At 43.0% G+C, this 14375-nt stretch carries 15 protein-coding genes; 12 read left to right on the top strand and 3 right to left on the bottom strand.

Going from position 1 to position 14375, the window contains the following annotated elements:
* Positions 1-26: 26 nt before the first annotated feature.
* The 8 genes from QMG11_RS03100 to QMG11_RS03135 all read left to right on the top strand — a co-directional run bounded on the left by QMG11_RS03100 (position 27) and on the right by QMG11_RS03135 (position 7044).
* Positions 27-347, top strand: a complete 321-nt coding sequence (locus QMG11_RS03100; RefSeq protein WP_281833370.1) for a putative periplasmic lipoprotein — start codon at positions 27-29, stop codon at positions 345-347.
* 336 nt (positions 348-683) lie between these two features.
* Positions 684-2123: an alanine/glycine:cation symporter family protein gene (locus QMG11_RS03105; protein ID WP_281833478.1), complete on the top strand. Its 1440-nt coding sequence runs from the start codon at positions 684-686 to the stop codon at positions 2121-2123.
* 130 nt (positions 2124-2253) lie between these two features.
* On the top strand, positions 2254-3144 hold the full coding sequence (locus tag QMG11_RS03110) for an RnfABCDGE type electron transport complex subunit D (protein ID WP_281833372.1): 891 nt from the start codon (positions 2254-2256) through the stop codon (positions 3142-3144).
* Positions 3141-4235 (top strand): FMN-binding protein, encoded by a 1095-nt coding sequence (locus tag QMG11_RS03115; RefSeq protein WP_281833373.1) that lies wholly within the window; start codon positions 3141-3143, stop codon positions 4233-4235. The genes QMG11_RS03110 and QMG11_RS03115 overlap by 4 nt, the downstream gene beginning before the upstream one ends.
* Positions 4228-4851 (top strand): NADH:ubiquinone reductase (Na(+)-transporting) subunit D, encoded by a 624-nt coding sequence (locus QMG11_RS03120; protein ID WP_281833375.1) that lies wholly within the window; start codon positions 4228-4230, stop codon positions 4849-4851. Before QMG11_RS03115 ends, QMG11_RS03120 begins: the two co-directional genes overlap by 8 nt.
* A gap of 12 nt (positions 4852-4863) precedes the next feature.
* Positions 4864-5457, top strand: coding sequence for an NADH:ubiquinone reductase (Na(+)-transporting) subunit E (locus QMG11_RS03125; RefSeq protein ID WP_281833376.1), 594 nt, complete (start codon positions 4864-4866; stop codon positions 5455-5457).
* 12 nt (positions 5458-5469) lie between these two features.
* Positions 5470-6579, top strand: a complete 1110-nt coding sequence (locus QMG11_RS03130; protein ID WP_281833377.1) for an NADH:ubiquinone reductase (Na(+)-transporting) subunit F — start codon at positions 5470-5472, stop codon at positions 6577-6579.
* Between the two features lie 9 nt (positions 6580-6588).
* The gene (locus tag QMG11_RS03135) at positions 6589-7044 is read left to right on the top strand and encodes a hypothetical protein (protein WP_281833378.1); all 456 of its coding nucleotides are present in this window, start codon (positions 6589-6591) and stop codon (positions 7042-7044) included.
* A 96-nt stretch (positions 7045-7140) separates the two neighbouring features.
* Here QMG11_RS03135 and QMG11_RS03140 read toward each other — a convergent pair whose 3' ends face one another.
* From QMG11_RS03140 to QMG11_RS03150, 3 genes are all read right to left on the bottom strand, one after another.
* Positions 7141-7530, bottom strand: coding sequence for a winged helix DNA-binding protein (locus tag QMG11_RS03140; protein WP_281833379.1), 390 nt, complete (start codon positions 7528-7530; stop codon positions 7141-7143).
* Positions 7531-7790: 260 nt separating this feature from the next.
* Positions 7791-8561, bottom strand: a complete 771-nt coding sequence (locus tag QMG11_RS03145; RefSeq protein WP_281833380.1) for a MipA/OmpV family protein — start codon at positions 8559-8561, stop codon at positions 7791-7793.
* Positions 8562-8891: 330 nt separating this feature from the next.
* Positions 8892-9269, bottom strand: a complete 378-nt coding sequence (locus QMG11_RS03150; protein ID WP_281833382.1) for a winged helix-turn-helix domain-containing protein — start codon at positions 9267-9269, stop codon at positions 8892-8894.
* A 564-nt stretch (positions 9270-9833) separates the two neighbouring features.
* Here QMG11_RS03150 and QMG11_RS03155 point away from each other — a divergent pair.
* The 4 genes from QMG11_RS03155 to QMG11_RS03170 all read left to right on the top strand — a co-directional run bounded on the left by QMG11_RS03155 (position 9834) and on the right by QMG11_RS03170 (position 14333).
* On the top strand, positions 9834-11180 hold the full coding sequence (locus tag QMG11_RS03155; RefSeq protein WP_281833384.1) for an MATE family efflux transporter: 1347 nt from the start codon (positions 9834-9836) through the stop codon (positions 11178-11180).
* Between the two features lie 58 nt (positions 11181-11238).
* Positions 11239-12201 carry a dipeptidase gene (locus QMG11_RS03160; RefSeq protein WP_281833385.1) on the top strand — a complete coding sequence of 321 codons (963 nt, stop codon included), beginning with the start codon at positions 11239-11241 and terminating at the stop codon, positions 12199-12201.
* Positions 12202-12228: 27 nt separating this feature from the next.
* Positions 12229-12789, top strand: a complete 561-nt coding sequence (locus tag QMG11_RS03165; RefSeq protein WP_281833387.1) for a manganese efflux pump MntP — start codon at positions 12229-12231, stop codon at positions 12787-12789.
* A 146-nt stretch (positions 12790-12935) separates the two neighbouring features.
* A complete protein-coding gene (locus QMG11_RS03170; protein WP_281833389.1) occupies positions 12936-14333 on the top strand; it encodes a phospholipase D-like domain-containing protein in 1398 nt (465 codons plus the stop codon).
* Positions 14334-14375: the final 42 nt, after the last annotated feature.

Below are 14375 nucleotides of genomic sequence, written 5' to 3' on the forward strand. Positions count from 1 at the left end.
TTACCAGACCTTAAAGGAGGTTCTTTATGAAAAAAATAGTAGTATTGGCTACCTTCATTCTTCTTCTGGGAGGGTGCTCATCCTCTGAGCCTGAAACTCTGCCAATGCCCGGAGGGATCTACACAGCTGAATATGATGTAAGGGGAGAGTATGCCCTTAAGTTTGCCCTCAATGAGATGGGACTTGGAGAAAGCAGCTATCAGGTTTCCCTCTACAAGAAGCAGATAGTTAACGGGATCAACCACTTCTTCCTGGTAAGGGTCGAAGATGATTCCTATGAGATCAAGGTCTATGAGGACCTCACTGGAACCTATAAGTTGGAAAATCAGGAAAAGATAGAAAGATAGTTTAAAAGCCATTGAATCTTCAATGGCTTTTTTATTAAAAAAGATTTCTTATCTCTCCATGCCTCTAATCTTTAGAAAAGCCAACATTCCCAATACCCCACTAAATGTAGCTTCTTTAAGAATAGTGTACCCCAATCAGACAACTGTACTTTTTTATTGACTAAAGTCAATATTTGAAGTATAATTAAATCTGTTAATGATTTTTGATTTTATCATTTATAAGATATATCTTCATATATCCATATAAATCTATTGAACCTATGAATTTTTTTAGAATCAGCAAAAAAGCTATTAGCTTTTAATAGATTATTTATTATTAAGGAGGGGTTATTGATGTTGAATTTTTTATCATCGCTAGTTGACCTGGGAAACACTATCCTATGGTCGTATGTACTTATTGTTTTACTTATCGGAGCGGGACTGTTTTTTACTATTAAAAATAAGTTTGTTCAGTTTAAATTTATTGGAGAGATGGTCAAGTTATTGGGAGAGGGAAGTGGAAAGAGTGAAAATGGGGTTTCATCCTTCCAAGCTTTCTGTATCAGTACTGCTTCCAGGGTTGGAACCGGTAACTTAGCCGGAGTTGCTCTTGCTGTTGCTGCTGGAGGACCAGGGGCTGTATTCTGGATGTGGATCATAGCTCTTCTTGGAGCTGCTTCAGCCTTTGTTGAGAGTACCCTTGCACAGGTATACAAGGAGAAAACAGATGGCGGATATAGAGGAGGTCCTTCCTACTATATGGAGAAGGCCCTTAATAACAGGAAGCTTGGTATTTCCTTCTCTATCCTTATTACAGTTTGTTTTGGACTAATATTTAACTCTGTACAGTCAAACACTATCTCCCTTGCTTTTGAAGGGGCATTTGGACTGAACAGAACTATACTAGGGTTTATCCTTACAGCACTTACTGGTATTATTATCTTTGGTGGTGTTAAAAGGATTGCCAAGGTTGCAGAGGCTATTGTACCTGTAATGGCTGTGCTGTACCTTCTGGTTGTTGCCTTTGTTCTTGTCAAGAATATCACTCTGGTACCATCGGTTATCAGTATGATTATTTCAAGTGCCTTTGGATTAAAGCAGTTTGCAGGAGGAGCTATTGGTGCAGCTGTAATGCAGGGTATCAAGAGAGGACTATTCTCAAATGAAGCTGGTATGGGATCTGCACCCAATGCCGCTGCAACAGCTGAGGTAAGCCACCCGGTGAAGCAGGGACTTATTCAGACTCTAGGAGTATTTACAGATACTATCCTTATCTGTTCTGCTACAGCTATGCTTATCCTTGTATCTGGAGCACATACTCAGGAGGGACTAAGCGGAATTCAGCTTACTCAGACAGCCCTTGTATCTCAGGTTGGATCTTGGGGAGGAATCTTTATCGCCCTATGTATTCTACTATTTGCATTCAGCTCTATCATCGGTAACTACTACTATGGCGAAGCTAACATTGAGTTTATGAGTGGAAGTAAGTCTATCCTTACAGCTTACAGACTTGGAGTTCTCTTCATGGTATTCTTCGGTGCAAGGGTAGCCATGGGAACTGTATGGAACCTGGCAGACCTCTTTATGGGTCTTATGGCTGTTATCAATATCTATGCAATTATCAAGCTGGCTCCAGTTGCTAAGACTCTTCTAGATGACTACATCGATCAGAAGAGGGAGGGGAAGAACCCTGTATTTGATGCAACTAAGGTAGGTCTTGTTGAAGGAACAGAGTGCTGGGGAGGAAGAGAAGCATCTCCAGAGGCTCAGAAGAAGAAGGAAGCAAAGCTTGCATAAACTTATAAAAGTAATTAGAAGTCCTCTATTTTCAATAGAGGGCTTTTTTTATCCCCTCTAATAAAGGATTTCTGCACAGAGTACGTATACCTTAATAGTAAAAATTTGATTTGAATAGGAGTTGGTCTCTGTGTTCCAAAAACAACTAATGATGCGAAAAGTCATGTACTCACTACTGCCAATCTTTTTATTTTCCATCTACCTCTACGGCATGAGAGCCATAGGCATAATCCTCACAACCTTTGTCATAGGAATTGGTTGCGAATATATCTTTGTGCAAAAACAAAACAAGAAGATTACCGAGGCTGTCCTCGTTACCTGCGCTCTCTACGCCCTTTCCCTCCCTCCAAATACCCCACTATGGATTACAGCCATAGGGATAGCCTTTGGAGTCTCCATGGGAAAGATGGCTTATGGAGGGTTTGGAAGAAATATATTCAATCCTGCCATCACAGGAAGGCTTTTTGTCTATATCACCTTCCCAAATATAGTAAATAAGTGGTCTCCTCCTGGAAACTTCGGGATGGTAGAGGGTGTCGCCGGCGCTACCCCTCTGGAAGCTCTCAGAAGCGGCGGGGGAATAGATCTCATGGGACACCTTATAGGTATAAGAGTAGGTTCCCTGGGAGAAAGCTCCATCCTGTTGATCCTTCTGGCAGGAGCCTACCTTCTCTATACAAAAACAGCCAGCTGGAAGTCCTCACTGTCAACTATTGCGGGATATACAGTCGCTCAGGGAGTACTCTTTGCACTGGGGCTCTCCTACAATCCCATCCTGGGGCTGGCTTCTGGAAGCCTGCTGTTTATAGCTGTATTTATGGTTACAGATCCTGTTTCCTCACCCAAGAAGAGTAATTCTCTCTTTGTCTACGGCATCCTTATCGGAGTAGCCACCTGCATAATAAGAGCATACTCTCTCTTCCCGGAAGGGACCAGTTTTGCACTCCTTATTGCCAATACCTTTGCCCCTCTAATGGATGAAACCATAGGCAAGTGGCAGTGGAAGGGGGCTAAAGCATGAAGAAAGATTCCTTAGTCTATACAGTAATTTTTAGCTTTACCATAACCTTTATCCTGGTATTCATCCTCTCCCTGGCAGCAGCTTATACAGGAGAGAGAGTTGAAAAAAACCAGGCCCTCTCCACAGCCAGGGCATATCTCTTGGCCAGCGGTGTAGAGATCCAGAAGGGTGCCAATGTAGAGGAGCTCTTCAGAAAAACATTTAATATGGATACTCCTGGTTCCGAGCCCATCCGTGCTGTGGTAGGCGATCTTCCTGTAATCGTTTCCCCCTTCTCCGGTAAGGGGCTCTGGGGAACTATAACTGGAGTTATTGCAGTGGATAATACCTTTAGCAGGATTGTGGGGATGGAGATCACCTCCCACTCTGAGACTCCTGGACTGGGTGGAAGAATCGAGGAGGATTGGTTTAAGGAGCAGTTTAGGGGAGAGTCTATCTCCACAGATATAATGGTGGTTCAGAGCGGAGGAATGGGGGACACAGACCCAGACAATGGTATCCTCGACGGGATAACCGGGGCTACCAGAACCAGCGAATCCATGCAAAATATAATTAATAATCAGGTTAAAACCCTCAAGGAGGGCAGCAACAAAGAGAGTGCCCTTTCAGATGAAGTCCTTCTAAAGAGAGCCGTACTGGAGGCTGGAGGTATCTACTCTGAATCTGAAGCCGAGATAGAGGAGATCTTTAAAGCAGTCTTCAATGATGAGGATATTTCCCAGCCCTATATAGAGGGAGTGGCAGGGGAGAAGAAGGTTGTTGCTGCCAAATTTACCGCAGAGGGATACTCTGGGGATATCAAGGGAGTCCTTCTTCTGGATCTTGATTTAGATGAAATTATGGGAGTAGAGATTATCTCTCAATCTGAAAAGCAGGGAGCAGCCATAGAGGATTCCTGGTTTAAGGAGCAGTTCACAGGTATCAAGACTTCGGAGGAAATCATCATTGGAGAGGCTTCCCAGAAGTCCAAATCTCCCAAGAGGATTTTTCTCGACGGCATCTCTGGAGCCAGTGCTACAAATAAAGCGGTGGAAAGGAGTATTAATAAGGTCATCCAGACCCTCAAGAAGGAAGGTGTAATCTATGAATAATTCTATCTTAAAGGAAAACCTCTGGGACAACAACCCGGTATTTGTTCAGATCCTTGGAATCTGTTCTACACTGGCTGTTACCAACAACTTAACCAATACCTTTATAATGACTCTTTCAGTTATATTTGTTGCTTCCCTGACCAATGTCTCGGTTTCCCTCATGAAGGACTATATTCCCAGAAAGGTAAGAATGATAGTTCAGACACTTATCATCTCCTTCTATGTAATAATAGTGGATATTCTCCTGAGGGCTTACCTGCCAGATATCAGCAAGGCCCTGGGACCCTATGTGGGACTTATAATTACTAACTGTATTATCATGGGTAGAGCTGAAGCTTTTGCCCAGGCCAACACACCCCTTCCCTCTCTCTGGGATGGTATTACTTCTGGGCTTGGTTATATGTGGGTTCTTATGGTCATAGCTTTCTTCAGAGAGCTCCTTGGATTTGGCAGCCTCTTTGGAATTGCAGTTATGGGAGAGAGTTTTACTCCATGGACAATTATGGTTATGGCTCCCAGTGCTTTTTTCCTTCTGGGAGGACTCATATGGGCTGTAAAGACTATTATGACCATGAACGAGATCAGGCAGTGTACATGCCAAGAAACTACAAGATAAGGAGGAGATACTATGGCACCTGATATTCATCCATTCACCCTGCTGCTGGCATCTATATTTACCAGCAATATACTTCTGGCTAACTTCCTGGGAATGTGTTCCTTTATCTCAATTTCCAAGGATATGACCTCATCAAATGGTCTGGGAATGGCCGTTACTGGAGTCCTTACAATTACAGGTATGATCAACTGGGTTGTATTAAGATATGTTTTAATTCCCCTGGACCTTATCTACCTCAGGTTCATTGTTTTTATTGTTGTTATTGCAGCTACTGTACAGATCCTTGAGATGGTCATAGATAGAGTATCTCCAACCCTCTACATGGCCCTTGGAATATTTCTTCCCCTGATTACAGTAAATTGCGCTATTCTGGGGGTTTCCCTATTCATGGAGATAAGAAACTACTCCTTTATCCAGACCACCTTCTACTCGTTGGGGTCGGGACTCGGATGGTGGATGGCTATTATGGCCCTCTCAGCCATACAGAAAAAGGTAGCCAATGCTCCAGTTCCATCGGGACTTAAAGGGCCGGGAATTACTCTCATTACCATTGGATTTATGGCAATGGCCTTTATCGGATTTTCAGGTATGCTAATTGTACAGTAGGAGGTTGATAGCATGGACTTTTTAGTAGCTCCTCTAACCATAGCCTCCATTGCCGGAGGGCTTGCTGCCCTTATATCTGTTGTGGACAAGCATGTAAATGACTATGGAGATGTGACTATTCATATAAACTCAGATAAAAAGAACTTAGATGTCCGGGGAGGGGATACCCTTCTCTCCACCCTTTCCGGGGAGGGGATATTTATTCCCTCTGCCTGCGGAGGACGTGGAAGCTGCGGTGCATGTAAGTGTAAGGTAGTTACCGATGTTGGCCCCCACCTTCCTACAGAAGTCCCATACTTAAAGAAGGAGGAGATGGCAGAAAATATCAGGCTGGCGTGTCAGGTCAAGGTTAAAAAAGACCTGGAACTTGAGATTCCGGAGGAGCTTTTTAACGTAAAGCAGTTTGAAGGAAGGATAGAAAAGATTAGAGACCTCACCCACGATATCAAGGAGGTCCTCATAGATATCGGAAGGGAAAGCATAGAGTTTGAGGCTGGAGCCTATGTACAGCTTGTTGTTCCCCCCTATGGAAAGATTAAGGACGTCAACCAGCGAGCCTACTCCATGTCTTCAAGACCTTCAGATAAAAATCATATCGAACTTATTATCAGGCTCGTTCCAGGGGGAATAGCCACAACCTGGGTACATACCTTATTAAAGGAGGGAGACAAGGTAGATGTCATCGGTCCCTTTGGGGAGTTCAGAAGATCTGAAACCAAGGCTGCCATGGTATGTGTGGCAGGGGGATCTGGTATGGCTCCCTTTAAATCCATCCTCTACGATATGTATGAAAATAATATTACAGACAGGGATGTATGGTACTTCTTTGGTGCCCGTAGCTTAAAGGATCTCTTCTATGTAAAGGAACTGAGGGATCTAGAGGAAAAGTGGCCTAACTTCCACTTTGTTCCTGCACTGTCAGAGCCTAACCCAGACGAACGTTGGGAGGGGGAGACTGGGCTGATTACCGATGTCCTAGACAGATACCTCAAAGAGGTTATTAAAGCTGAGGAGAGGGAGGGTTACCTCTGTGGAAGCCCGGGGATGATCAATGCCTGCAACAATGTATTTGAAGCCAATGGAATGGATCTGGATAAAATTTATTATGACAGCTTTGCATAGGAGGATAGAATGAAAAAGACCCCTGAAATTATATTAGCTGAAAAAAATATGGCCCCTGGAGTCATTACTGCTGAGGGTTTTTTAGGAGATGATGACCTCTCCCTTTCAGAGATAATCACAAGAGATGAGTGTGAGATGAGGGCTTTAAAGATGGATTTTAACAGGGTGGCAGATATCCTGGAACACCTCATAAGAGAGGGAGAGAAGGGACTGGGAGAACCTATTACAATAGATGATAGATGGCTAGTACAAATACTGGAAGCCAAGGGTTCTCTTCCCTGCCCCTTTGGTCACCAAGGGCTCTACAGAAAAACCGCAGCAGAGATTACATGCCTAAAGAGTCGTGAGACCCTTCTTGTTACCGAGCTATCCCTTCACCTTTTAAGGGAGCACCACTTTATGCAGGGAAAGGGTTCCCCCTTCAGACTGGAACCTGGTAAGTTAGGTGTCATATTCTGTGAGTAATTAAGAGATAGGTTCCTGAAACCGTTATTCAAGTTTCGGGGACCTTCCTCTTTTAGAAAACTTTCATCTTCAAGGATGGATTTTCACAGTATCCCACTAATCTTTTGAGTCCTCGACTAATTTTATAAAGTTCTTTCTCGTTTCCTCATCCAGTCTCCTGTCATATATGCTTCTTTCAGCCTTCCACTCCTGATTTATTGCCTCACATACCTGGGAGCACCTCTTCCACCTGTCTAAACCCTTTTCAGTGAGTTTTAGCACCCTTCTATTCTCCTCTATCAGCCCTCTCTTAATCAGCTTGTTCACTGCCCTTATAACATAGGCACTGTCCTTTAATAGGGAGTTACTTATCTGCCTCTTTGTATTAACATTATTTTTTACCACTTCAAGGATTAGTGCTTCATTTAACGTCAGGTCTATACCACCCTCTCCAAAGTTACTCCTATACTTACTCAATATTCTGCTTACAATCAAGATACTCTCCATATAACTCTACCTCTACTCCTCTGCCATCAGGAATCCTCTTAAACCTTCCCGACCTAAAATTTGATATTAAAACGATTTATAGTAGCATAGCAGTTTTTTATTTCAGGTGACTTTTGTCGCTTCAAACAAAATAGAGCGTGACGCTCCACTCCTTCTAATTTTGTATAATGGATTTTTATCATGGTAATAATATAGTTTATGCTTTCCTTAACAACAAAAAAGGCCGTAGGATTCTACGGCCTTTCCATACTATCAACTTCCTATTTAAACTTATATGAGAAGCTTCCCCCTCCAAAGTATTCATACCTTTTATCAACTATAGGGGAGTTCTCTACCTTACTGTCATAGAGGTTTGCTCCTCCTAGCAGACTAAAACTAAGGAACTCATCATAGATGTATGTCAGAGCACTGTTAAAGGAATAGATCATAGATCCCGCCCCTCTATACTCCTCACCATTATTTATATTCCCCTCTCTTGCTTCACTTCCCTTCACTCCATAGAAGTAGTCTACATAACCGCTGTCTGCATAGGTTGCTCCTATACTAGGACTAAAGACAAGCTTCCCCTGTATAACCTGGTAGTGGGCTCTTCCCTGAACTCCAGCTGTCTTTCCGTCTGATTCGCCAGATACATCTCCCGTAATAAATGAGATAAGCTCATAGTTTTTATGGGAGTAGACACTCTTTAACCCCAGGTGAAAATCCATATCCCTGTCATCCATAGCTCTGTACTCCCTCTCCAGGTCACTGGAATCATATCCCAGGTGTGCCTTACCTATAAGGCTTAACCTTAGACCATCCTCATTATAGAAGGTATACCCCATCTCTGTCTCCATGAGACTCAGGTAGAAATCTCCATACTTAACATTTAGAGGGATAAGGGGATTAACCTCATACTTATCCTTTGTTTTATAGATAGATCTCTTACTCATTCCTCCAGCCCCTACAGAGACCTCCAGATCATTCCCCTCTGTGGCCCCCATTACATTCACTGCTGTCAATATAAATCCTGCTGCTATTAGTTTTTTCATTTCTTTTCACAATCTCCTTTTTCCTAAGTGAAGTTTTATCTTTAAAACTACAGCTCTAAATATAGCATAGGAATTTTTACTTAGTGCGTCATTTGTCATATCAATAAAAATAACACCTGGGTAAAATATTCAAAAAGAGAGGTTGCGAAGGGAGAGGTTATGAAAGAAAAAAGAGTAGTTATCGGTATTTTTATTGTGAATCTATTATTTAACTATGTCCTTTGGCTGGATGAAACTCTCTATGACTGGGAGACCCTCTCTGAAGGGGAGGTAAATTAAGGTAAATCTTCCATAAAAAAATCCCCCCTAAAGGGAGGATCTAACTCCTGTTTAAACTGCCATTGAGGTCATAGTTGCCTTGGCTTTTTTCACCAAACATTTAGAATAATTATCCTGCTCACCATCAAACCCTCTGCCTATGACCTCACAGATCTCAGAGGACTCTTCATATACCCTTCTTCCCCCTTCTGTAAGCCTGTATACCTTATCCTCTCTCTCTATAAGTCCCTTCTCCATAAGTACATTTATTAACCTGTAGACATAGGCTTTATCCTTTAAGAGAGCCCTGGATATGCTGGCTTTGGTTCCCTGGGTGTTCTTAACTGCTTCTAAGACCAGAGCTTCATTCAAGGTGACGTCTATATCCTCCTCCTTGAATATACTCCTATACTCACTTAAAATTCTGCTGATTACCAAGATCCTTTCCATAACACTCTCCCTCCCAAAAACTACCTATATAATAGCTATTTTTTTCTCAAAGTCAACTTTTTTTGGGACTGTTCCCGCTCATATAAAAAGCTATTTTTTACAAAAAGTAATCACCCCTTATTTATAAAGACCTCAAGAGTGTCCTGGGAATAAAAGTACAAAACTTAAGCTTTCATTAAACCTAAAGACCCCAATAATTTTGAGTGACAAAGAGTATATTAAGTCATTCAAAAGATTACAAGTTCTTTAAAAAACCAATCATTTTTATGAACCATTTCTCTCCCTTATTGGTGTTGACAACAGAATATTTTTTTGATAGAATTTCCTGATCAAAAATAACTGACTGAGAGCAGTCAATTCATTTTGGTGCTGTGAGAGTGTCGTCAGGCTTTATTAGTCCATCTCACTGGTGCTTTGGGAGTGTCATTAGGCCTTATGGGTCCATCCCTCTTGGATTGGTGGTTTCTCTTTTTTAAGAGCAGCTATGGCTGTTTTTTTATTGCAGTTTTTTAGCTTACCTCCAGTCATTCCAAATATCTAAACTTTACTTAAGGAGTGACTTCTATGAAGAAAAATTTTTACAAGCAACTTATTACCCTGGCTCTGCCCATTACAATTCAGAGTCTCATACTGTCATCTATAAATATGGCTGACGTATTCATGATAGGACAGTTGGGAGATACTGCTGTGGCATCCCTTGGAATAGCCAATCAGATTGTATTTCTCCTCACAACCCTCCTCGTTGCCATAAGCGGAGGAGCATCTATATTTTCAGCCCAGTACTATGGAAGCGGAGACTACCACAAGATAAAGTATGTACTCTCCATCTCCTTCTGGCTCAGCATGATTTCAGCCCTTGTATTTTTCATAGGGGGATTCTTCTTCCCTGAAGCCTTGGGAGGATTCTATACAGGAGATACCGAGGTTATTGCCATCTCATCTAAATATATGAGGATTGTAGCCCTCTCCTTTGCAGCTACCGGTGTATCATCTGTCTTCTCTGTATTCTTGAGAAGTATAGGAGAGAGCAGGCTTCCAATGATCGCCTCCTCTATCTCCCTGCTGGTAAATGTAAGCTTAAACTACCTGCTGATATTTGGTAACCATTCATTTCCAAAGCTTGGAATAGAGGGAGCTGCCATAGCTACCACCATTGCAAGAGCGATAGAGTGCCTCATTATCTTTATCTCTGTATATGCCAAGAAGTCTATCCTTGCAATAAGGCCCAGGGAATACTTTGCATGGAACTCCACCATTGCAAGAGCTTTCTCCTACACTGCAGGGGCTGTAATCGTTAATGACATTGTGTGGGCCCTGGGACAGACTACCTACAGCGTTATCTACGGCAGGATCAGCACCCCGGCCCTGGCTGCGATAAATATAGAAAACAGCGTGGAGAGGCTTGCCTATGTGGGGATAATTGGATTCTCCAGTGCTGCTGCCGTTATGATAGGACAGAAGATAGGAGAGGGAAGGGAGGACCTTGCCTATGAGTATGGGATACGTTTCTACAAGCTGGCTCTTATTCTGTCCCTGGCAACCTCTGGGATCATCTTCCTCTTTTCCAAGAACCTTATCGGGCTCTACAAGGTAGATGAGAATGTATTCAACCTGGCTCACCAGGCTCTGCTGGCATTTTGTGTCATCTTCCCCCTTAAGTCCATCAGCCTGGTCAAGATAGTGGGAGTCCTGAGGACCGGAGGAGACACCGCCTTTGCCATGAGGGCAAACCTTGGGGCTCTTTGGGGAGTAGGTATTCCCCTTGCTGCTGCAGGGGCATTTATCTTTGGCTTCCCTCTCTATGTGGTCTATCTAATGGCTGCCTTTGAGGAGATCGTGAGGGTCCCCTTTGGACTTATAAGGTTCTTCTCCAGAAAGTGGATAAAAAATCTTACTTTGGAAACAGCATAGCTTTATTTATAGGGGGAAGTTGAGGTATAATAGTCTGAGAATAAATAGGGGGAAATCTATGAAAATTTTAGATATGCACTGCGATACTATATACAGACTTTACTTTGAACATACCGCCGGGGATACCCTGGAGAGGAACTCCCTTCAGGTGGACCTGGAAAAACTTAAAAGAGTTGGAGCAATGGGACAGTTTTTTGCCCTTTTCTTCGATGCCCAGGATCCCAGGGAGCTCAAGGAAGAGGAGACACCCTGGGAGGTCTTCACCGGGATGCATAAGCTTTACAAAAAGGAGGTAGCAAGGTATCCTCACCTCATAGGTGAAGCCTTGAGCTATAAAGATATTCTTTCAAACAGGGAGAGGGGTATCCTTTCGAGCATCCTGACCCTTGAGGGTGGAGAGCCTGTTATGGGGGATATGGATAAGCTAAGAAAAATCTATGATATGGGGGTAAGGCTCATCACCCTTACCTGGAACAATGAAAATGACCTGGCCTACCCAAATAAGTATCAGGATTTCAGGGAGCTGGGATTAAAGGATAAGGGAATAGAAACCGTCCACCTTATGAATGAGCTGGGGATGATCATCGATGTTTCCCACCTTTCAGACGGAGGATTCTGGGATGTAGCCAGACACAGCTCCAAGCCCTTCCTAGCTTCCCACTCAAATGCCCGTGAGGTCTGGAACCATCCCAGAAACCTTACAGATGATATGATAAGGGCTATGGCAGACAAGGGGGGAGTTACGGGGCTTAACTTCTGCAGCTCCTTCCTGGATGGAAGCGACCTCTGCAAGGTGGATGACCTGGTTAAGCATGCCCTCTACCTCATAGACAAAGGGGGAGAGGAGTTCCTTGCCCTGGGAACGGATTTCGACGGAATAGAAAACTCCCTGGAGATCAAGAATATAGGGGAGATGGAGAAGCTCGATTCGGCCCTTAAAAGGGGAGGACTTACCAGCAGCCAGCTGGAAAAGATATATAACAAAAATATTCTGAGAGTCTTCAAGGAAGTTGTAGGCTAGACTCCTCAGAAGTTTAGGAGGAACACTATGAACTTTACATCCCTTGTGCTTATATCCATAGGACTTGCCATGGATGCCTTTGCAGTATCCCTTACTGAAGGCCTTGCCATGAAGAGGCTTCACATAAGGCACACCCTTCGTGTGGCTGTCATCTTCGGTCTCTTCCAGGCTGTAATGCCATTTATAGGATGGAAGGTGGGAGGGCTCTTCTCAGAGAGGATCTCCCAGTATGACCACTGGGTAACCTTTGCCCTTCTCCTCTTTGTAGGGGGAAAGATGATCTTCGATGCCTGGGAGGATCACAGGTGTGAAACCACTGGCAGGTGTGAGCTCAGCTCCAATGTTCTCATGCTTGGATTTGCCACAAGTATAGACGCTTTGGCCATTGGATTTTCATTTTCCCTGGTTCCCAACCTCAACATCCTCTACTCCATCGGGATAATAGGAGTTATTACATTTTTCATCTCCTCTGCTGGAGTTTATTTAGGACACAGGGTGGGACACCTTATTAACTATAAAACCGAGTATCTAGGGGGAACTATCCTTATCTTAATGGGATTTAAGTCCCTCATTGAAAACTTTATCTAAACTTATAGAGGCCCTATAAGGGCTTCTTTTTTTCCTTAAATTTTACTAAGTTTACCTTTGAAAGACTATATTTCAATGGAAAACGTGATATAATATGTGTTCGAGACTACATCTATATTTTATGGAAACAAAGAGGTGCATAATTGATGAAAAAGTTTTTTATTAATCTGCTTATATTACTAACTCTCATACTGGGCGGATGCAGGTCAGCTCCCTACGGAACATCTGTAAAGGGAAATGTCTACAATGTAGAGAGGGTGGAGTTTCTTACAGACCAGACCTATATCAGAGAAGATGAGAGGGTCATAGACCAGGAAATCTTAAAGAGAACTTTAGATATAATACAGGAGGCTGAAAATTACGTAGTTATAGATATGTTTCTTTTTAACAGTCTATATCCCGAGGAGGATACCTATCCTGCAATTACAGAAAAGGTTATCCAAACCCTTATAGAGAAGAAAAATGAAGGGGTTCCCATCTACTTTATAACAGATGAGGTCAACAGCTTCTATGAGATCTATGAAGTGGAGGAGTTCCTTGCCCTGTCAGATGCAGGTATCCCTGTTATCCAGACGGATATGGCGGAGATCAAGGACTCCAATATCACCTACTCATTCCTGTGGAGAGGAATATTCAGACACTTTGGTACAGGGGAGGAGGGGTGGATGACAAACCCCTTTGCCGCTCACGGTCCCAAAGTTAACCTGAGGTCCTATATGAAGCTATTTAACCTAAAAGCCAACCACAGAAAGGTAATCGTTGCCGATGAAAAGGCTGTTATTACCTCGGCAAACTTTCACGATGCCAGTGCCTATCACTCCAATATAGGCTTCCTTGTAGAGGGACCTGTAACTGCTGAGATCCTTAAGAGTGAGATCATTACTGCAGGACTTTCGGGATTTGAGATCCCCATTGAGATCCCTCAGTACTCAGAGGAGAAGAGGGGCAGCGGCGATATAGAGGTCAGGCTCCTTACTGAGGGGATGATAGGTCATAAGATCGTCAAGCTCATCGATGAAAGTCATATAGGAGAGGAGTTGAAGATCGGTATCTTCTATCTGGGGGACAGACCCATAGCCAAGGCCATCAAGAGAGCTGCCCGTAGGGGAGTTAAGACATATATTGTAATGGACAGTAATGTAGAGGCCTTTGGAAGATCAAAGGACGGTATCCCAAACAGGCAGGTAGCTTGGGAGCTCCTTGAAAAGGGAAAGGGAAATATCCAGGTAAGGTGGTACAACACCAGTGGAGAGCAATACCACGCAAAGTTTATCATTAAAAACAACAAGGATTATATGACCATTATCGGAGGGTCTGCAAACTTTACCAAGAGAAATCTCTACGGATATAACTTTGAGACAAACCTTCAGATCAAAGCTCCCATAAAAGATGAGTTTTCTCTGGAGGTAAATGAGTACTTTGACAATATGTGGAACAACGTAGGAGGAGAATTTACCCTCCCCTATGAGGAGAGAGCCGATGAATCCTATTTAAAGTATTACTTCTACAGACTTCAGGAATTTACAGGAATTTCAAGTTTTTAGAGTAAATATCCTTTAAGCTTTAACTTTAGCTGTTTAGAGGAG

It is taken from the genome of Propionigenium maris DSM 9537 (assembly GCF_027925155.1).
Lineage (GTDB): Bacteria > Fusobacteriota > Fusobacteriia > Fusobacteriales > Fusobacteriaceae > Propionigenium > Propionigenium maris.